Origin of the sequence: Nostoc sp. PA-18-2419, assembly GCF_005869855.1 — a bacterium.
In the GTDB taxonomy this organism is placed as follows: domain Bacteria; phylum Cyanobacteriota; class Cyanobacteriia; order Cyanobacteriales; family Nostocaceae; genus Nostoc.
In genome coordinates this window covers 1-19,663 of sequence record NZ_SZNH01000042.1, presented here as the reverse complement: position 1 = coordinate 19,663, position 19,663 = coordinate 1, and the positions used below count along the sequence as shown (strand labels likewise).

Here is a 19,663-nt window from a genome sequence, read left to right as displayed (position 1 = left end):
AAACCCCTATGACAGGTAGTGTTACGAAGCTGCGACGAGTAGCAACTTTTATTACTGTTCCTGCTCCCGTATTGCCCGAAGATACAAAACTACTTCCCATAACCCGGTTAGTTGTTGTATTGGCAATTCGTTAACAAACCTGGACATTATGAGATATAAATCAGTGTTAGCAAGGCGTGGGCATACACCTAAAGTTTTTTTCAAAAGTTTACCTATAGTCAGGCTAGTTTTATTGGGATTTCCTGGTATATTAGCAAGCCGGAAAACAATCTCTAAAAATTTATGGATATGTTGTTTATCTAAATTTGTTTCCTTGTTTTGAAGAGCAAGTAAATTAGCAAGATAGATCACTTTGTCTTCTAAACAGGATTCTAATTGCTCATCTCCCATATAAATTATCTGGGATGAAGCAACTTTAAAAGCTAAAAATACTAAATCTATATCTGTTGCCAACAATGAAGAAACATCCAAAGTTTCTATAATATGTTTTATTTTTTCTCTGAGATCATCATAAATTGGTAAAGTATCCACTACTATAATTAACCATAACCAGGATTCTTTAGAAAGCTGATTTTCTTCTAGAGTTGCAATTGCATTTTCTGTAATTGTTTTTAGGTGACTAGATGCCAAATACTGCCTGAGTTCTGTTCCCAGTAATCGACTTTGTTGACGGTCACTTCGGAGTAAAGAGCCTAAACAGTCGTTCGCCAGCATTGGATCTCGAAGTAGCCTCAAATCTGGCACAAGCTGTTCTTCCTTAACACGCACAGCAAAAGTAACTGCTTTGTCAAGCATACCGAGACATTCAAGTAATTCAACTGGCTTGTCTACTGTAATTGCTGCAAGACCATTAACAACAAACTCCTCCCTTGTTAGTCGATTTGGATGCAATATATCATTCCAAAACTCTAGGTCATGGTTGAGTGTGTCAGCGTTAAGTTGTCTAGACCAACAATATTTTTCTAGTTTCTGGGCAAAAGTCTTTAAAGATTCCACCTCTTTGTTGAGAACAAGTATATTGTATAATTTGCTAGTATGCGCCCATAGCATAGCCAGTCTAGTAGGCACAGTCCATTTTTTTGTTTCATTCCAATGACTAAATTCATTGTTGACTAGATGAAGTATGGTCTGAAATATATAGAAGTGAACCTCACCTTCCTCACTACATAACTCATCTAATATTCTTTTAGCTAAATCAGTAATTCTCGAACCGTCATCACTAAAATGAAGAGCTAAGTCAATTAAATGAAGTTTTGATATAGGAGATGTCCAGTGTTCTGTTAAATTTTCAAGCAGACTTTGCCTTTGTTCTGCGGAAATATTACCCAATGAATCTATCAAAATATGTGGTAGTTTAACTGGTAAGCAGCATAATCGATTTAATGTTTCCTTTAAACCATTAGAATTTAAGAGAGACTCAGTTGCACTACTTAGTTGAATTAAAAAGTTCCTGTTATCTGTGATTAAATTATCTAATCGAAAGTACCGTAGAAGTCCATCAGTTGATGGAGGAATTAAATCATCTGCACTGAACGAGTTATTATTTTCGAGTTTATTTTCTAGAATTGCATAGAATCTAGCAACTGAATCATCTCGGAAAGCTTCTGCTATTCTAAATCGCTCTCTCGCATTTTCCAATGATATTATTTCATTGGTAAACTGCTCAAATGTCTCATTACCACAATCAAACCATACACGATGCTGTTGCAGAATCTGTTTGGAGAGATTTTTATTATTAGATAGTAATAAAAACAGAGGATCATCAATTGCTTGTTTAAGTGAATTATCTTCACTCGTTATCTCTAAAATTATTTGGGAAGATTCATTTAATAAAATTTTCTGTATCTTACATTTAATCAGTGGTTTTTTTGCTTCTATAAATGCTTCTCCTTCGTTCAGAGCTTTCTCAACAGTTAACCAAAATTCTGATTCTGTAAAGACAAAAGAATTAATATTAATAGATTCAACAAATGTGTAACCCAGCCATTTAATTAAACTGACATCAGATTCTATATCACTACTAACTATCTTAGGTAGGTCTTTATAAAATTCATTAATAATGAGTTTATTAACTATATTTTGTATTTCATCCTCTTGCGGTTTCATACTATTTTCGATGATTGCAGTATGAAGTACGTGACCAGTAATTTTTGCAACTTCTGGATTGACTCTAAAGCGTGTTTTTGCAATTCGCTGGTCAATCCAGTTGAAATATTTTTGACGACGTGTAAACTTTTCTTGCTCCTGAATGTCTGTTGCTTCTAACAGTTCAATACCACGTATATATAAACCGCTAATATCTAAAGCTATAAAATTATATCTATTGTTTTCAGGATTAGATAGAGATGAGAAGTGGAGAGTACCAAAAGTACCAGTATATAAATTAGTTACTATCCAATTAGCATAAGCTACTGCATGATCCTCGCTTAAATCTTTATCTTGCCATCCAGCAACAATGGCATCTTCAGTAGCACGGAAGCAAATTAGTATAAAATTAAACTCATTTTGAGAATTGTAAAAGTTTTCAGGTGTTGCTGGTAGAATTTGTAATCTATGATTATCTAGAAGGCAGGAAGCAAGATAACGCCTAATAACTGATAGTTCCTCGGTTTCTTTTACTTCACCGTCAATTACCTGTGCTTGTTTAAGAAAGTGGATAATTTCTTGTCCAGTGACAGGAATATAACGAACATTAGCTTTACGCAATATTAAAATTTTCTCATAGTAATCATCTAGATTTAGTTGTTTACCAGCAAGGAGGGCATCAAGTACGTCAAGGATAGTAATAATGAAAGCACCTTCACGATGTGGAAATTTATTAATGCAACGGTCATCTATCCAAAGAACATCATTTGGGTTAGCTGTAAATGTTAACAAGTCAACAACAGTCAGTAAGTCTAAATTATCTTCTTGTTTAAATCCTTCCTCATTTTCATTGTCTGGTAGTGTAACTATTTCATAAATACCCTGTTCCAATCCATCACGTACTCGCTCAATTTGCTCTGATAACCATTGGTCTAATTTTAAACACTGCTTCTCATGAGTTTCCAATTCTAATTGGATTTGTTTAAGGTAATTATGCTCAATAAATATTTTGAAATGTTGACATATTTTACTAAAAACTTTATTTTTTATTAATGGCTCGATGGTACTATTTATGAAAATAACCGGAGTATTAAGTTGAGGAATAGGAGCTAAAGGATCTAGATAAGCTTGGTTTCCTAAATCTCGTAAAACTTCTTGATATTGTTCTTCTCCCAAGAGATTATTGCATTTCAATGCTTCTACCAAAGAGCGACAGTTTATTAAGTGTGTTTTTGCTGAATCTGATAATGCAATCGGGTATGACTCTCCTTCGTTATTTATTTTAGAAAGAGGTAAAAACTCAACTAAATACCCACCTTCAGCTTTTACTTTTTCTAATAAAGAGGCCCATTCTTTACCTTTAATTTCTGCAAGTTCTCCCAACTCAGTGATATTATTATCAGGTTGTATTTCTCTTAACTTGCGGCTTTTGATGTGTTCTAAAATCTGACTATTAGTCTCAAAATGAGAAGCTTGGTAAGAGAAAAGCATTCGGCGCTGATGCACTAAAGACATTTGAAGAGCAGCCGAAATTTTTAAAGGTTGGAAATACTGTTCTACTGCATCTAGAATATCCAAGTGTGCGGCTAATAAAAAAGCAGATATATCTATGTGTAAGCGCCATTGAGAGGATAAACCTATAAATTCTTCTGAAAAAGGTAGTAATTGTATAAAACGACCGCCATGACGAATAAAGACAGGTGCTTGAAAATGTGGGTTAGATGCAAAAGCATTTTTTTGTAATTGTTCATGAAGCAGTTTTAGTAAAGGAATTTTTCCTGCTTCTGCCACTGCGTGTGTTGGGAGTTCTCCATTATCATACTTTTTACTAATATCAGTTACTTGGTTGTACCTATTTTGGGATAATTTCAGTAACTCTCTAATATCAACAGCCTTAAATGGCCCTTTTCCTTCTAATGCTAGAAGTTGTGCTTGTTGTATATATGAGCGTGCTTCTTTTTCAAGATTTAACTTGAAGCTTAAATCAATTACCAAATCCAGCAGATTTTCATCAATAGGTTTTTCTGTAGCTTGCTTCCATAACTTCTGTGCCAATTTTTTGTTTTCCAGATAAACCCAATTGGCTGCCTTTAGAAGATTGATTGGTTGGACATCTTTATGAGCAGCTAACTCCCGTGCTGATATTACCAGTCCTTTCATATCTCCTAAGCGTAACTGTAAATCTATCCAAGTCAGCAGATATTCAATCTGTCTCTGTTCTTTAAACAAAGCTTCGGCTTCAGTAAGTGCTTGGATTATTAAGGGAGTGTTTGCTAAACACAGAATTTTTAAATGGCGTAAGTACCCTGGCAAAACCCCCTCTGGAAATAGTTGTTGATTATCATTTAACAACTGAAGGCACTTTCTTGGTCGTTCTGCATTCCAGAGGCAATTAACAGCAAGGTCTAAAGCCGCCAATGTGCCAACACTTTCTACTAGCATATCTGCACGGTCAGCAATATAAGTCCAGTCTTTTAGGTCGGCTTTTAATCGGCAGCATTCATATAAAAACCAAGCATTTTGACTTTCCTGAAAGCAAGTTTCTAAATACTCAACTACTGATTGCCAGTCGTTAGACTGCTTGGCAATTTGTCGTAATATGAGGGTATGTACTTGACGACTAGCAGGAGTATTATTTAAAGTATTTGCTTCTTGTAAAGCTTCTAAATAATTTCCATTAGCAACCAGTATTTGAGCGTGCCAAAGAATCCAGTAATTTGTTAAGCCTTGTTGTTCAAAGAAACTCTTTTTTTGCTCCAAAAGTGCTAATGCTTGTTGATTTTTGTCTTCATTCAAATATAACCAAATCAAAACTGTAATTTGTTCAAAATTATTTTCTGATTCTTCAATAGATTTTTCTAAGGCATTTTTACAAGATAATAGATTAATTTGGTAATTTCGAGCAATAGCCCAAATAATTACTCTTGTTTGAATAGGGTTGTGTTGTAGAAGAGTTTGACAGAAAGCTTCAGCTTCGGGTTGTCGTTCTGGATCATTTGCCAAACAAGCTAAACGCCATTCTTGTCTATATTGGTATAACTCATCTTCTCTTTCAGTTTCTAATATCAGCTTTGCAAATTCAGCTTCCGCTTTACGTAAACGTTGTAAACTTTCAGCATCACGTTTTAGAAACGAACTATCTACAGGTTCTGGATGAGGAAAGGTTGATGGCTGCAAGATAACAGGCGATATTGCACTAAAGTAGTTAATTATTGCTTCATATTCACGCACACTCTCCCAATCAGGACTAATAGCAATAGCTTCTTGGATTTTATGTGTGGCACTGTGGATATTACCTTGACACAGAAGAGTTAATGCGTGCAGTCGATAAGTTTCAGCATTTGGTTGGATACTTTCAGGAATAGTTTGGATTTCGTTAATTACATCATCAAAACGGCCTTCCTCTAACAACAACCCTAATCTGAGATTAAAAATATAGATATTATTTGTAGTGGAAATCTTGGTTAAAGTAGTTTTAGCGCCTTCAGTCTGGTATGAAATAAGGGTACGAATATAAGTATCATCTGTCTCTGGATCTATGTTATGTGCTTCGTTTGCTAGAGCCTTAGCTTGATCTCCATTTTTATCAATTAAAATTGCATACCCTGCTAACATTCTGAAAATTTTAGCTTGAAGCGATTTTGTGAATCTATTCCAATTATCTCCTTTTCTTAATTCTACTACACGAGCATAGGCACTTTTTCTTTGCCCTCGATGACCCAGTTCTATAATTTCCTGTAGTTCTGCATTTTTAGCTTCTGAAAACTCTAATAAAGTCCGATCTAGTTCAGAAGTAACTGCTGACAATTGCAACTCTAAAAATCTTTGGTTTTGTTGTGCAGGTTGATTATAAATTACTGCCTGATAAACATTGTTATTAATTGTATTGATAGCAATCTCATTGTTAAATATAGTATTGCCATCCCCGATAACAGCTTGGTTATTATTACCTTGAACTACGCGGTTTTGATTCCCCTGAACTACATTTTGAGGTATGGAACTATCAGCCTGCTGCTTTGGATCTGCATCAGGCTGTTGTGAATCAGAGTTTTCTGGTGGCAACTGGCTCATAAATCAGTTCTACAATCCCAACAGGTGAGAACCAGCCGCCGCACCTAACCAGGTTGCAACTTTCACAATAATCGGCTTGGCTGTTGTCCAGATTTTCTGACCAGCTTCCACGCCCTTAGTCGTTTTTTCAAGTGTTTCTGCCACAGTTCCCAAACGCTCTAATGCTCGTTGCTTATTTGGTTCTTCTTTATCCGTTGCTTTCTTAGCAGCACTCAAATCTTCAATTACTTCTTCTTTAGTGTCGGCTGGGAGTTCTGCGCCTTGAATTAAAGTTTCTAATTGTGCCAGTAACTTGACAACATCCTCTTTAGTTAGTGATTCTCCGGTATCTGCCCCCACTTGATTTTGTTGCGTCACCTGATTACCATCACCAAGGACAGCCTGATTATTATCCCCTTGCACTGCGCGGTTGTTATCCCCTTGAACGTTGTTAACGTTACCACCTACTGAACCACCAACTGAAAATCCACCGGGGTTGTTTGTCATAGTACCTACCTGTCCTACTTGGGTGTTTGAATAAAAACTAGGGCGCTCTAACGCCGTCATCACCATATTCTCTAATCTGCGAATCTGATTATCTTTTTCTGCTAAAAGTAATTTAATTTCTCTCTTTGGTAAGCCTTTAAACTGATTATAACTATCAAAATATTCTGCACTCAGTTGGGACTTGTCAGCCGTCGCTGCGGTTTTAGCACGAAGTAAAAACTTATCTTCACCTCGTACTTCCATGCCGACAATTCGCAGGTCAGCTTCTGGGTGATTCTCTGCTAATTGCTTAAAGGAAATAGCGATCGCTCTGGGGTCAACACCTTGGTTGTGGTAGAGGTCAAGGGTATCGAAAATTGGTTTAATGAAATCACCGAACTCCCCCGGAGCAAACACTTCTTGATTGTTATCTGGTTTGCGGAGGGGGTCAGGGTTTTCTTTTGTAGGGAGTCGCATATAAACGTACTGACATCTCACCCCATAAAATTTGGTGTCAGTGCTAATACCCCAATCTTGGATGTATGCTCCCGTAAGATTAGAGCCTGTTAAATCAGTTCCATTAAGTTGTGCCTGTACTAACTTCGCTCTGGATAAATCTGCATCTTTTAAATTCGCTTTACTTAAATCTGTGCCAATAAAACTGGTATCTATTAAATTGGCTCCTTGAAAATTTACTCCTCGCAAGTCTTCGCGGTCAAAATTCAAGTCTAGTCCCTGGCTTGTTACCAGAACTTGACGCAGTTGTGCTTTTTGAAGGTAAGTTGTTCCAGGACGAACATGGTCGAGTTTTTTAGTTTTATGGAAACAGGTGCGAGTCAAATTAGCTTTTCTAAAGTCTGTACTTTTAAGTGTGGCAGCCGTGAAGTTAGCATCAGTTAAGTTGGCGTTGCGAAAGCTAGTACCGCCAAAGGCTGCAAAAGCAACAGCGATGTTCTGAATCAAAGAGTATTTTTCATCTCCCTTCATTGCTCTCCAAGCAATGTAAGCACTAAATAAGGCGGTAGCTCCGGCGATGGCGATGGCGATGACGATGGCTCCGGCTCTGGCTCCGACAATGGCGATGCCTCCCGCTTCGACAATGGCTCCGGCTCTAGTGATAGCTCCAGCGATGGTGATGCCTCCGGCAATGGCGATAGCAATGGCAATGGCGATAGCGATGGCGATGGCAATAATACCAGCAATGGCAATGATGATGGCGATGGTGATGGCTTCGGCGATAGTGATGGCAATGATACCAGCAATGGCAATGGCGATGACAATGATACCAGCAATGGCAATGATGATGGCTCCAGCGATGGCGATGGCGGTGGTTCTGGCTCCGGTGATGGCAATGGTGACGACGATAACTCCGGCAATGGCGGTGGCGATGGTGATGGCTCCAGCGATGACTCCGGCGATGGCTCCAGTGATGGCGATGGCTGAGTTGAATCCTTGGCGAAGGATAACTATAAAAACAACAATTACTACTATTAAGGCGGTGCAGCCTGCAACTTGATTTTCGGGAATTGAACTATCAAATATACTAGCTATTAACGTTCCAGTGAAAACTGAGAAAAACCCTGAAACTCCAGACAGCAACCACGAAATACAGACTAAAAAAATAGCCCAACGCTTTTGCAGTCCAGCAGTAGCATGACTGAAATTTGCCCCCCTCAGATTCGCCCCTGTAAAATCTACACTGCAAATATCTGCACCCCTAAAATTAGCCCCCTCAAGGTTTTGACCTTTGAAGGAGCGCCCACGAAGATTTTGATCGGAGAAGTCCTKGGGCATGGTTGGGTGCAACATCCAATTTTGTTTTTTGGATACAGATATACCACGAAGAATTGCGTAATTACAAAGCTTTAAAGCGATTATCTTTTGTTACAGCCAGTTTTTTATGCTTCAATCCCCGAATTAATCCTTTCGCTCTCCTCACCAATACATCATTCATTCACAATCAAGTTATAGTCAATATAACCAAGCATCGCCCCTCTTTTTATAGCCTTATAACTATTTTTTACTTGCCACTTGCTATACAAATCACTGGCATAACGTTTGACTGTACTAACAGAGAGAAACATTTCTTTGGCAATCTGTTCAAAAACCAAACCCTGAGCCAGTAAACGCAGGACTTGTATTTGTCGTTCGGTGGGAGAGTCAAGCAAGTTTTTGTCAGCAAAACTAGGGTCAATATATCTATTTTTATAAAGGCTTTTTAACAGTTTTTTAGCCAGCTAAGGGTCAAGCAGGCATTCATCAAAGTAAGCTCTCTTGATGGCTAGTTAAATCAATTCTATATCAGCAATCTTGAGCATATAATAATCAGCATCATGACGGAAAGCCGAGTTAATAAAGTCTGAATGAGTCTGATTAGTAAATATCACTATTTTACTATTAGTCTTTCCTTTAATTGAGCGAGTCAGTTCTAAACCAATCATGTCCGGCAAGAGTAAATCAACTAATACAACATCAGGGTTCATCTGTTCAATTAACTGAAAACCTATCTTCCCACAATTAGCTGACACTGTAAATTCTATATCAGGAGATTGTTCAATAGTTACTTTGATGCCTAAGAGCGTGAATATTTCTGGTTCAAAAATTACTATTTTCAGCATGATATAGATAATCTTCTAATAATAAATTGCTTTTTATTCGGGTATTTATTATTGGTGTCTAGCGGACACGTAATAGACACTTGGTGTCTGGCTCGTGTCTGGGCTGGTGTCTGCTGGTGTCTAGGCTAGATAAGGGTTTTGGGGTTTAGTGTCTGTGGTATCTGGTGTCCGGTGTCCGCTAAGAAAGGGTGTTTTTGGGGCTAGACACCAGACACCAATCGCAGTCAAATTTGATTGAGCTTGATAACACCCTCGCCTATCCAGTCTGCTAAAGATGCCCCAACAATTTCGTACATCCAGCCCTTGATTTGCTCAACAGTAAATCTCTCACCGTTCACTTTAAAATTGCCCTTGAACTCTCTTACATCAGCTTCTATTCGCTCAGTTCTGGTGAGATATTCATACAATTTTTGCGCCATCGGTGAGAGTTTAGTTTTTTCATCTGGGGTATCACCAGCCTTGCCACCGATATTAAATTCCAGTTCATAAATGCGTTCTAATGTGGCTTTATCTATGGGTGGCGCTTCATCAGTTTTCACGGATTTATCAAGCCTAAAATCAATCCGTTTATGGTCAAGTTTAGGCAGTTCAATTGGCAACCATTGACCATGCCCCGGTAGTTTAATTTTCCCCATGCCCGATGCCTTGGCCTCAGTCGTCACCGGGTCAACTTGTGCGATTAACTCAATCTCTAATAAAGCCGCATCCCTAAGTTTTGATAACCCTTTAGCTTTGGCTAAAATTTCCATCGTGCGGTCATGTGCCACAAATAGGGGAATCATCAACTGTTTGCGGCTTTCGGTCATGGCACAGCGAAACCATTTACCAATGAAATCTGGGTCAGGTTTCCAGTTGTCGGGGGCATCCAACGGCATCGGCTCAATGATGTGATCCGTCCATGTGGTGAACTCCTCGCAAATCACCGACAACTGTTTACCAGATGCCCTTAAATGCTGCGTCCATTGCTCCTCGGTCATGCCCGAATTACGGTAAGCAGCATAGCGCAATCGCATCTCATCCATGTACCATTGCATGAAATCAGCGATTTCCCTATAGCCAGTAATCAGCCTCACCCCTCGCCATTCAACCTCAGTTCCGTGAGGGTCTAAAGCTACAACATCCCAACCAGCGTTTACCTTCTGCCAGACAATCTCTCTGGTCGTCCACGACTTACCCGAACCCATCCCCCCAAACAGTAAAGCAGGGTAGCCAATAGCGTTTTTCATCCATTGGTATTTGTCACCGTTGGCGATAACTGGCTGCTGCACTTGTTCGGTTACTGTTCCCGGTGTGCCGTGTGGTAGCTGTGCCTGGGGTTGCTCAAACTTATCGAAGCTTGCACCCCCATCTAGTAAATACCCAAACTCTTGATAGTCCTCTGCCGACATCGCCATGAGTAGAGCTGTTACTTGCTGCGGGGTGATGCTGGCGATAAACTGCTGTCTAGCCTCAGCGATTTTGATACCACGCAGGTATTTAAGTAATTCGTTCCCAGACAGTTCAAGCAGCTGCTCACCCAGTTTCACAGAGTAGTTAGCTTTCACGCCCTCAAACTGTTTAGTAGCTCGGTAGTGGGGTCTGATATCGCTTAGATAATCCCTCGCCTTAGAGGTGGCCCACAACCCAATCCCCCCTAACACCATCGCCCCTAATCCAAGGTGAATCTTAAAGGGGTTGTCAGCAGGCAATTCTCGATAGACGTACAAGCTCTCGTGCTGGAGAAATGCCCAAGGGTTATAGTTCGGGTTGCTTGTGCGGTACTGGTTAGCTTTCAAGTAGGGTTCAGGGATTTGCGATCGCTGGTCGTATCGGCAATACTTGTTACCCAACAGTAAACGCTCTGTCTCACCTTCGGCCTGGATTGGCGCGTCATACACCCTTGCCGACTCAGGGTAAAAGCACAGTTCTTTCTTTGCAATGCCGTCGCCAACGTGGGCAGCAATGGCACAAGTCACCGCACCTAATACCGATACCATCATGAGGAGATTTAGACGCGCTGGAATGTTGTATGAGCGTTGATTTAGGTCAGATGGTTTGGTGTCCATAGTCATCTCTTACGGCAATATAAAGCGAAAATCACGGCTATTACTGCGGTAAAGCTCAGAATCAAGGGGAAATGGTCTTGCTGCGGTTTTTGGATGCCCTCATACTGCTTTACCTGTTGGGTAACACCCGAAAAACTGCTACGGGCTACGAAGTCCATCTGTTGGGCATCTGTGGTTAGTTTCCACGAACTAGCAGCCAGCATGAGGGTGCGAGTTACCCCAAGCCCAAACTTTTGACGGTCGGCAATCTGGGGAATCACACTATTCTCAAAACGTAAATAGCAGAGTGTAGCAGCAACAGAAAGCCCAACAGGTAAACCTGCCACTACTGCGGGAAACAGCCCAACACTGCCTGCTAGGTACAGCGATTGGGTTGACGCAACTTGAAAGCCTGCCAGGAACGAACCCTGAGCAATGCCACGAAGTACAGCCACACCGCCATCGGTTTGGGCGATCTCTGACTGTACCTGTTCGCTGTCGTATTGTTCGCCCTGAATATGCTGTGTACGCTCGTCTACAATCTCTGCATCAAAATAGATGGGTGATTGGTTTTGATTTTTGATGAGCATAGGAACACCTTTCAAATGGTTATCCCCCAGTGAGTCTGGGGGATTTAAGAGTTAGTCAATTAACCGTCTAAAGAAACCTTTGACTCCTCGCATTGCTGCTGAACCGTGTCTGTGGATGTCTTTTAGTGTTTCTTTGGCTCTGTCTGCTGGTGATAGTCCCTGCTGCTTGTCCCTTACCTGCTGCCACAACTGCGTCTTCGCTTTGTTGGAATCAATTTCAATCGTCCTCAGTGCGACGCGGTGCGATTCACCAAGTAGGTTTAGTGTACGTCCGTGCCGAAATTGTTCTTGGCTTAATTGGTTGTCGGAGGCGATAACCTTCTGTTCTAAGCCGTAGCCCAATCGCGCATCACTGACCCGAACCTTTGACCATCCATCAGCCATTTTGTTAATGCTTGCACCAGCCTCAGTCAGAAACTTGGTTTCTTCTGTCATCACTGCTTCAGTTGCCTGTAGCCCTTGGTTTAAGTTGCCGAATACAGCCTTTGCATTCTGAGCGCGTTGGGTTTGCTTGATTCGGAAATCTGCTACAGTTGCTGCTGCTGTTGGATTGCCGTCGAGGGCTTGAAATACTGTTTCTTGGCTAATTCCCGAAAGGGAATGCAAGGCAGCGTAGGTGATGGGTGCATCTAGTTTGAGTTTGACTGTCCGGTTCATGGCTGCTCACCCCAAGTAAAGTTGTCCGGTTCATGCCCCGACTCGTCATCATCTGGCCAGTAGTTCATCTCTACAAAACGGTCATAGATTCGGGTTGCCCGTTGCCTTAGTGGAGAATCAAGGTCATCACTGATGAGGTCAAAGCGGTTTTGTCCGTGTGCCAAGAGATTGGCTGCGTCTGGGTCAATGCCATTACCAAGGAACTGACCAAATGCAGCAGCATAAGGATGATCGTCAATGGTGGAGTGAGTTGCTAAAAATTCAGTTCCGGTGAATGTTGGGTAATCAAAAGTCTCTTCTACGTCTGGGTCAACTGGCTCAATATCACCTGAAGCTTCTGCTAAAAGTTGCTGCAATCTCAAGGCGGAGTCAGTTAGGGGTGAACGTCCCCAGTCGTTAGGGTTTCTATAGTCAAGTGTCATGCTGGTAAAATCCTAATTGTGTGATGTACTTGATGCATTACTCAGTGGGCGATCGCTGTGCTTGCCGGCTCGTGCGATCGCTCTCCCATTACTGAAAAAAGCCTTCTCTTGAAACATCCACAGTAGAAGCTGTAGCCTCCCATTGCAGAGTGTTGAAAAATTGCCTGACATCTCCAAGCGTTACGTCACAGTCAAAATGTAAGCGTTGATATTGTGGATGCTGCCGAATTTGAGTTACTAATTGCTGGGCTTGTGCAATCAATTCTGGCAGTGGTTGAGTGTTCATAATTCACCTCAGAAAATTGATAATTGCAGTGATTCCTGGCTAATAACTCTCGCATTGGTACTCATGCCTGTGACTTCGTAACAACGAGTAGTCAAAGCCTTGTGATTGAGCAATAAATCAGCCTTTTTTCGTTGTCCAGCCAGAGGGCGAAAGTGATACTTTGGATGCTGGATTGTGCCTGTTTTGAACAGATATTGATAGAGGGTTCGGTCTATTTGATAGACTTTGGAATTGGTTAATAGGGTTGAGTCATAGACTCTGCTTAAATTATTCATTGCTGCCTCTATTGACTCCAAAAGAGTACAAATGATTACGCACTCTTGCTGTTGTTTATTGGATAAGTTTCTCCCTCAATTTGGGAGTAAAACTCGATATCTAAGATTGCTTCGTGAATCTCTAAAAGTGCTTGAATCGCATCACCCAAACGCAAATCATTCGATGTACTGAAACGCGATGACGCTTCAATTTGTTTGTAATTTGGCGATGCTTGGACAAACCTAAGAGTCTGTTCGCAACCCAAGAGAATGGTCATGATTTCGGTTGTTGTTAGCGATGGTTGTGTCTGCATGGTTTCTTGGTTGCTCATACCTTCTTAGACCTCTTTTTTGTTTTGGATAATTCTGGCTCCAATTGTGTCGAGGCTGGCTGTTCTTTTGGCTTTTGAAATACATAACTGATTGCACCTGCACCACCCATAGCTGCGGCGATGGTGAACATATTGTTTTTACCGATGTACTGCACTCCGAAGTAGCCAAAGGCTAACGCTGCTGCTGTTGCACCAATACCAAAAAGCGTGTTTGTAGATTTGCTCATGCTGCCCCTTTGAAATTAGTGACCATTGCGCTAAGTGCCGATTTATTTGGTTGTGTAGATTGCACTGTTTCGGGTTTGGGTGATGATTGGACATTACCGTGTTGAAAAATCAGCTTCTCAACACCTGCTGAAAGTGCTTGTGTCGGTGCATCTTGGGGTAAATCAAAAATCTTGCACAATTCAATTACTGCTAGGTAGGAGATGGTTATACGCCGAGATTCGTAATTCATTGATTAGGCTCCCAAAGATATTTGAGTTAATAGTTTCAATCCCAAAGCATTGATGAATTGGGGATTGTTCAAGACCACAAAGCCTAAACCGGCTAGGTTCTGATCCACCACTGGCAAGGAAACACCCCCACCCCAGGCGACAAGGTATTTCGCTCGGTCTAGATAATTACCAGCAGTCACAAAGTTGGCGAATTTCTCAATCCTGTTTGACCACCATTCATCTAGACATTGGCTGTACTCTGCCTCAAACTTTTTACCAGTCAGGTGGTTGCCGCCATAAGTAAAAGTGCCTTCGATAATCCCCTGGTTCACCAAGCTGGGCGAGTGCTTCACGTCCTTGGACAGCAGACTCACTCTGTCGTTTCGCTTGTCGAGAGATTCTGCAATCATGCTGTGCAGTTCACCGCAACCACCTTCAATCAAGTGACGGTCAATCACTGCGCCACTGCCGTTGAACACGGTTACAAGCCAAGTTGATGAACCAATATCGAGAGCGATCGCTAATTCTGAAGGGTCAAGAATTAGGGACGCTTCACCGAATAAGCAGTGGGCAATGCTGCCAAATCCTTCGGGGTAAATGCCTGTGACTACGATTTCAACTGTCTTGGTGACAATGGAACGGGTTACAGGGTGCAGATGCTCAAAGGTGTGAGTGCCAGATACTCGGCGTTTAATCTCTTGGCCCCAGCGTTCTGGGTTGTGATTGCTCAAACTAATTGAAAGCTTGACTCCATCGGGAATATTCAGAACTGCCAAATCTGCAAGGATACTTTCTAGTGCGAGTTCTGCTTTTTTCGCCTTATCTTCGTGTAGCAGGGTGTGGTCACTTTGGGCTAGAGCCGCACTGCCCCAAAAGAATTGAACGTCTTTTAAGTCAAGCCGCGAACCTTGTAAATAACGCACCCAGCAGCCATCTTTTGAGATGGTTTCGTGGTGCATAATGTTGCGGTTGCGAACAAGTGAGTATGCGGCAGGCATCATGATCGAAAAATCACCGATGATTGCTTTGCCATACCCTGCACCTGAATCTTTTCCGGCGATAAGGTCAGTTAGCCCGGAATTGGCTAACAACTCTGCTTGAACTAGCCAATTTTTGGCATTGGAATATAGGGTTGTCATGGTTCTGATGGTTGGTGAAAGTCTTGATTTTTCTGGCTTGGGGTTGATTTATAGCTAAATCTAGACAAATCCAGATATCCAGTTAGGGGCAAGCCATAGCATCACTTTCTGGCTTCTGTTGCCTTTGTTGGGTGACTGGTTTTGGCTTGCATATTTAGCATAGCTCGAAAACTCTAATACTCAAGTACTCGGAAAGTAATATTTACTTATACTTTGGCGATAATTAAGAAAATTAATTAATGAGTATTTGAGCTATGGAGGAAAAGAAAAAACCAGGAAGACCATCTACCAATAAAGATGACCCTGTTTATGTCCGTGCCAGAGTGCCACGAGAACTTCACAAATCTTTCAAGCTTGCTTGCACAGAAGATGATTTGGTTATGGAAGATGTAGTCAAGGATTTGATTAAAGACTGGCTTACAAGAAGAGGCAAGAAAAATTCAGCTTAGATTTCGGAGTATTAGAGCTATATAATAAGTTAGAGTCCTGTAACTTCTCCCAATTTTCAGTTTGAGAGGAGGTGACATGAATGAAGGCAACGTACAGAACTTCAATTACTTGAAAAACTATCAACTTTTATTAAGTAATTTCAAGTAAAAGTCAGGTCTTGTTAGATAGAAGACGACCAGAAGTTCTGTAAGATCAAGCTATTACCTAAATCAAGCTTGTAAAGGAGGTAAATATACAACAGCACCAAAAATTAAAAGGGCAAAGCGCTACTAGGTAGTAAACGTTTTGCCMGATGTAGAAAATTAAATATTTCAAATTACTTGGAAGCGGGGTTTATCTCTAGACGACCAAAGAAGTGGAAGGAAGGTGAGATATCTAACCACTAATTGGCAAAAGAGACTAGTCCGCGCTGCTTACTCATATTATATATGAGTTGCTGTGGCAATTTATAAATTTCTGCTTGCAGATTTTGGCAGAAAAATTCATTAAATTGTTTTTCTTCGCTCAATAAAGGGCAAAATCAAGCAATACAGCGAATTCTGTAGATATAAGGTAAAGTAGCGCGATAACCCCCTCCAGATACTGAAAACCAAAGTATTTGAGGGAAAAATCCGTGATTAATAACAACCGCGCACTTCAATCACATGAAGTTATAGGGGCGTTTGAGATGATATCTCGCCCCTCTCACATAGAAGCCAACCACTGGAATGAATGGTTAGCCAGTGCTGTTGACCCAGAGTTAATAGCTTTGAATGTCCGTTCTCTTAGTGGCCCCTCAGTGTATGAATATCTATTATGCGCCCTACCTCAAACTGCCAGACGTAACGATGGGCGACTGCGTGATGGCTACTTGAAACGATATGCCCACGCGGAAAACGGTGCATGGTGGGTTAGCGGACTTGACCCGCTTAATGATTGGTTGGCGATGGACTGGGGACGGATGAAACCAGATTACCCCCGCCTCGAATGGGACAAGACTACACAGCAGCAAACTCAAAAGCCAGTCAAGTACGAGTCGCCTCCCAAAACTCCCAACCGAGTTACCTACTTGAGAATGCCCCTACATTTATGGCGGTTGGTATCACTTCGCTATAACGTGCCGATGCCAGAACATATTACCATTACCGACCAGGGAGAGGCGTTAGGTTTTTGGGCTTGGGTAATGGCACATCCTGAAATCCCTGTAATCCTTACAGAGGGCGAGAAGAAGGCTGGTTGTCTCCTAACTTTGGGCTTTGTAGCGATCGCACTCCCTGGAATCTGGAATGGCCGAGTGGGCAAGGAGGATTTAGAAAGACTTCACCCTGATTTAGTCCCAATGACTCAAAAGGGGCGTAAAATCGTTGTTCTGTTCGACTACGAAAGCAAACCCAAAACTAAACAGCAGATTTTTCAAGCTACTCGCCGCACAGCTTCTGCAATTGTAGAACTTTGTTGCCAATGTGAAGTAGCGCTGCTGCCAGGGCCAGAGAAAGGAATTGACGATTGGGTTGTGGCTCTGGGTAGAAAGGCAGACAAAGCCGTGACCACAATGATTGCTGATGCCTTGAGAATCAGCGAGTACAAGCAAAGATTTTTCATTAACCGAGCTAGGGGACTCCATAAGTACAAGCCCAATGTGACAGTTAATACCCGCTATCTCTCACTTGCAATTCACTCCCTACCTCAATCGGGGTTAGTTGGTTTGGTTTCCGACATGGGAACAGGAAAGACTGAAATTTTGGCAGTTCTCAGAAGAGATAACCCAAACTTGAGCTTTTTGAACAATGGGCATCGGGTTACTTTGCTCAAGAATCTCAGCGATCGCTTACAAACAGCAATGTACTCCGCGATTTCTTGCGGGGACTGGGGTCAGGTAAAAGCTCTCAGCATTACCGTGGATTCTCTGTATAAAATGGCAAATGATTTACAGGCTTACGATATTCTATTTATTGATGAAGCCTGTCAGTACCTCGCCCATCTGCTGAAGTCCAAAACCTGCAAAGAACACAGGGGGGCGATTCTGGAAGTGCTTGAGTATCTAGTTTACAACGCCAAATTGGTAGTGTTGGCAGATGCTCACCTCGATGACCTGACCATTGAGTTTTTCATGAATTTGCGACCGACTGGTGAAAAACCCTACATCATCAAAAACCTGTATCGCTCAGGTGGTCGTCAAGTTCATTGGTACGAGGGGAAAAACAGCAGCGCAATCGTTGCCGAGTTTCACGCTCAACTGATGATGGGTAAAAAGTTGATGATGGTCAGCGACAGTAAGCGGTTTATTAAAAAGCTAGAAAGAGCGCTCAATGATGGTTCAGCAATTGATGACGCTGATGATACACCGGAATCAGCCGAAGACCGCAAGTTACGGGTGTGGGCTATTCACTCCGAGAACAGTGGTAGTGAAGAGAATGTCATCTTTATCCGAGAGATTAACATTGCCATTAAGGATCTTGACGCTTTTTTAATTACTCCCAGTCTCAGTTCAGGGGTTGACATTTCCAGCTATCATTTTGATGCCGTGTTTGGCGTGTTTCATGCTGTCTCGCAGTCGGCTACAGAATGCGCCCAGCAATTATGGCGGTATCGTCCAAATGTCCCCATGTATGTTTGGGTGGCTCCGCGTCCCCCCTTTGGTTACGCCGAAACCAATGCCCGACGCATTAAAGAAAAGATTCTCCAGACAAATGAGATGACCGCGTTTCTGATTCGCATTAACAGGGATTCGGGCAAACGTGGGGCTGAGAAGGATTGGGCATTAGATGCTAGTTGTCAGATTGAAGGGCAACGCAATTGGTCTATCAATCATTTACGGGCTGATTTGCGATCGCTCTTAGAGGAAATGGGCAATACGATTATTCCTTTGGGCAACGGTGGTGATGAAGCGACTTCGCGGTGGATGAAGGCGGCTGGTATTGCCATTGATGAGGAGCATTACCGTAAAGTTGTCAATGCCAAAGATATTGACAGAAGGACTTACATCAGTAGGCAACATCAAGATTACCTGAAGCCCGAAGAAGTTTTGGAGTGTGAGAAGTTCCGCATACAGGACACTTACGGCATGAGCGTAACCCCGGAACTGGTTGAGCAAGATGACGGGGGACGCTTAATTAAAAAGATTGTCGCACTTGAAGCGATATTGGCCGCACCGGGGGAAATGGTTGCTGATGATCAGGGGCGCGAGTTTATTCCACCGCCAGCTATTGTTGCCGAACGTGATAAATCGGAACGGGAGCGATTAGCTATCTGCACAGACTGGAGCAATCATTCTACCGCTTGGTTGATGCGTCATCGGCTGGGACTCAGGGCAGTGTTGATGTCTATGATGGCTGGGGTTGAGATTAAAGGGGACGAAGCGATGATTCAGGCTTTGGCTGAGTTTTCTAAGCGCAATACATCTCACGTTAAAGGTATTCTTAATCTGACCATTCCCCTTGATGAATCTCCTGTATGGATTTTGGGGCAGTATCTCGCTCAACTGGGACTGTCCACCGAATCACGACGACCGCTTGAAGATGGTAAGCGCGTTAGGTACTATCGGCTCAATACTGAGGATGTAGAGTTTGCCCAGAAAGTATTAGAGTATCGGCAAAGGCAACGGGAAGAGAGGGAACGAAAGCGGCAAGAGTCACTTGAGCGAGATGCGGCTTTCGCAGCTAGAATGCAGTCTCAGTATGGGATTAACCCGCCGTCCACACCCCCCATTAATGAAGATGGAAGTAATAATCGGGGGGGTATGGACACAGATTCAGAAGCCAGTGATTTTTGGTGGGAACGGGTAAAATATTATGCTCAGTTGGCGATTAAGCGGTTTGAATATGGGGTGGAGTCTTTGAATATGGGGTGGAGTC

Annotated in this window: 16 protein-coding genes; 2 read left to right on the top strand and 14 right to left on the bottom strand. The window is 42.1% G+C overall.

Annotated features, from left to right (window positions below; genetic code table 11):
• Nucleotides 1–51: 51 nt before the first annotated feature.
• The 14 genes from FCR06_RS27690 to FCR06_RS27625 form a co-directional block, all read right to left on the bottom strand.
• Nucleotides 52–6,156, bottom strand: a complete 6,105-nt coding sequence (locus FCR06_RS27690) for a hypothetical protein (protein WP_138505503.1) — start codon at nt 6,154–6,156, stop codon at nt 52–54.
• Nucleotides 6,157–6,165: 9 nt separating this feature from the next.
• Nucleotides 6,166–8,415 carry a pentapeptide repeat-containing protein gene (locus tag FCR06_RS27685; protein WP_138505501.1) on the bottom strand — a complete coding sequence of 750 codons (2,250 nt, stop codon included), beginning with the start codon at nt 8,413–8,415 and terminating at the stop codon, nt 6,166–6,168.
• Between the two features lie 152 nt (nt 8,416–8,567).
• Nucleotides 8,568–8,789 carry a response regulator transcription factor gene (locus tag FCR06_RS33945; RefSeq protein ID WP_223280327.1) on the bottom strand — a complete coding sequence of 74 codons (222 nt, stop codon included), beginning with the start codon at nt 8,787–8,789 and terminating at the stop codon, nt 8,568–8,570.
• Nucleotides 8,790–8,906: 117 nt separating this feature from the next.
• Complete coding sequence (locus FCR06_RS33940) at nt 8,907–9,239, bottom strand: response regulator (protein ID WP_138505496.1); 333 nt, start codon at nt 9,237–9,239, stop codon at nt 8,907–8,909.
• A 224-nt stretch (nt 9,240–9,463) separates the two neighbouring features.
• Nucleotides 9,464–11,284 (bottom strand): hypothetical protein, encoded by a 1,821-nt coding sequence (locus tag FCR06_RS33090; protein WP_189523603.1) that lies wholly within the window; start codon nt 11,282–11,284, stop codon nt 9,464–9,466.
• 2 nt (nt 11,285–11,286) lie between these two features.
• On the bottom strand, nt 11,287–11,853 hold the full coding sequence (locus tag FCR06_RS27665; protein ID WP_138505494.1) for a hypothetical protein: 567 nt from the start codon (nt 11,851–11,853) through the stop codon (nt 11,287–11,289).
• Between the two features lie 51 nt (nt 11,854–11,904).
• Nucleotides 11,905–12,510: a hypothetical protein gene (locus FCR06_RS27660; protein ID WP_138505492.1), complete on the bottom strand. Its 606-nt coding sequence runs from the start codon at nt 12,508–12,510 to the stop codon at nt 11,905–11,907.
• Nucleotides 12,507–12,932: a hypothetical protein gene (locus FCR06_RS27655; protein ID WP_138505490.1), complete on the bottom strand. Its 426-nt coding sequence runs from the start codon at nt 12,930–12,932 to the stop codon at nt 12,507–12,509. The genes FCR06_RS27660 and FCR06_RS27655 overlap by 4 nt, the downstream gene beginning before the upstream one ends.
• An 88-nt stretch (nt 12,933–13,020) precedes the next feature.
• On the bottom strand, nt 13,021–13,218 hold the full coding sequence (locus FCR06_RS27650) for a hypothetical protein (protein ID WP_138505488.1): 198 nt from the start codon (nt 13,216–13,218) through the stop codon (nt 13,021–13,023).
• 8 nt (nt 13,219–13,226) lie between these two features.
• The gene (locus FCR06_RS27645) at nt 13,227–13,493 is read right to left on the bottom strand and encodes a hypothetical protein (protein ID WP_138505486.1); all 267 of its coding nucleotides are present in this window, start codon (nt 13,491–13,493) and stop codon (nt 13,227–13,229) included.
• A gap of 35 nt (nt 13,494–13,528) precedes the next feature.
• Nucleotides 13,529–13,804: a hypothetical protein gene (locus FCR06_RS27640; protein ID WP_138505484.1), complete on the bottom strand. Its 276-nt coding sequence runs from the start codon at nt 13,802–13,804 to the stop codon at nt 13,529–13,531.
• Nucleotides 13,801–14,031, bottom strand: a complete 231-nt coding sequence (locus FCR06_RS27635; RefSeq protein ID WP_138505483.1) for a hypothetical protein — start codon at nt 14,029–14,031, stop codon at nt 13,801–13,803. Before FCR06_RS27635 ends, FCR06_RS27640 begins: the two co-directional genes overlap by 4 nt.
• Nucleotides 14,028–14,261 carry a hypothetical protein gene (locus FCR06_RS27630; RefSeq protein ID WP_104902313.1) on the bottom strand — a complete coding sequence of 78 codons (234 nt, stop codon included), beginning with the start codon at nt 14,259–14,261 and terminating at the stop codon, nt 14,028–14,030. Before FCR06_RS27630 ends, FCR06_RS27635 begins: the two co-directional genes overlap by 4 nt.
• A 3-nt stretch (nt 14,262–14,264) precedes the next feature.
• Nucleotides 14,265–15,380, bottom strand: a complete 1,116-nt coding sequence (locus FCR06_RS27625; RefSeq protein ID WP_138505481.1) for a ParM/StbA family protein — start codon at nt 15,378–15,380, stop codon at nt 14,265–14,267.
• Nucleotides 15,381–15,634: 254 nt separating this feature from the next.
• On the opposite strand from FCR06_RS27625, the gene FCR06_RS27620 reads away from it, so the two are divergent.
• Nucleotides 15,635–15,829, top strand: coding sequence for a plasmid partition protein ParG (locus tag FCR06_RS27620; protein WP_104902315.1), 195 nt, complete (start codon nt 15,635–15,637; stop codon nt 15,827–15,829).
• 614 nt (nt 15,830–16,443) lie between these two features.
• Nucleotides 16,444–19,663 (top strand): plasmid replication protein, CyRepA1 family (locus FCR06_RS27615; RefSeq protein WP_223280326.1); only part of this gene is annotated, 3,220 nt, incomplete at its 3' end.

Bases quoted from the DNA above. Each gene is read 5' to 3' on its own strand.
- FCR06_RS27690 (WP_138505503.1), bottom strand. From the start codon at position 6,156: ATGAGCCAGTTGCCACCAGAAAACTCTGATTCACAACAGCCTGATGCA.
- FCR06_RS27625 (WP_138505481.1), bottom strand. From the start codon at position 15,380: ATGACAACCCTATATTCCAATGCCAAAAATTGGCTAGTTCAAGCAGAG.
- FCR06_RS33090 (WP_189523603.1), bottom strand. From the start codon at position 11,284: ATGGACACCAAACCATCTGACCTAAATCAACGCTCATACAACATTCCA.
- FCR06_RS27665 (WP_138505494.1), bottom strand. From the start codon at position 11,853: ATGCTCATCAAAAATCAAAACCAATCACCCATCTATTTTGATGCAGAG.
- FCR06_RS27660 (WP_138505492.1), bottom strand. From the start codon at position 12,510: ATGAACCGGACAGTCAAACTCAAACTAGATGCACCCATCACCTACGCT.
- FCR06_RS27630 (WP_104902313.1), bottom strand. From the start codon at position 14,261: ATGAATTACGAATCTCGGCGTATAACCATCTCCTACCTAGCAGTAATT.
- FCR06_RS27640 (WP_138505484.1), bottom strand. From the start codon at position 13,804: ATGAGCAACCAAGAAACCATGCAGACACAACCATCGCTAACAACAACC.
- FCR06_RS27635 (WP_138505483.1), bottom strand. From the start codon at position 14,031: ATGAGCAAATCTACAAACACGCTTTTTGGTATTGGTGCAACAGCAGCA.
- FCR06_RS27650 (WP_138505488.1), bottom strand. From the start codon at position 13,218: ATGAACACTCAACCACTGCCAGAATTGATTGCACAAGCCCAGCAATTA.
- FCR06_RS27620 (WP_104902315.1), top strand. From the start codon at position 15,635: ATGGAGGAAAAGAAAAAACCAGGAAGACCATCTACCAATAAAGATGAC.
- FCR06_RS27655 (WP_138505490.1), bottom strand. From the start codon at position 12,932: ATGACACTTGACTATAGAAACCCTAACGACTGGGGACGTTCACCCCTA.
- FCR06_RS33940 (WP_138505496.1), bottom strand. From the start codon at position 9,239: ATGCTGAAAATAGTAATTTTTGAACCAGAAATATTCACGCTCTTAGGC.
- FCR06_RS27645 (WP_138505486.1), bottom strand. From the start codon at position 13,493: ATGAATAATTTAAGCAGAGTCTATGACTCAACCCTATTAACCAATTCC.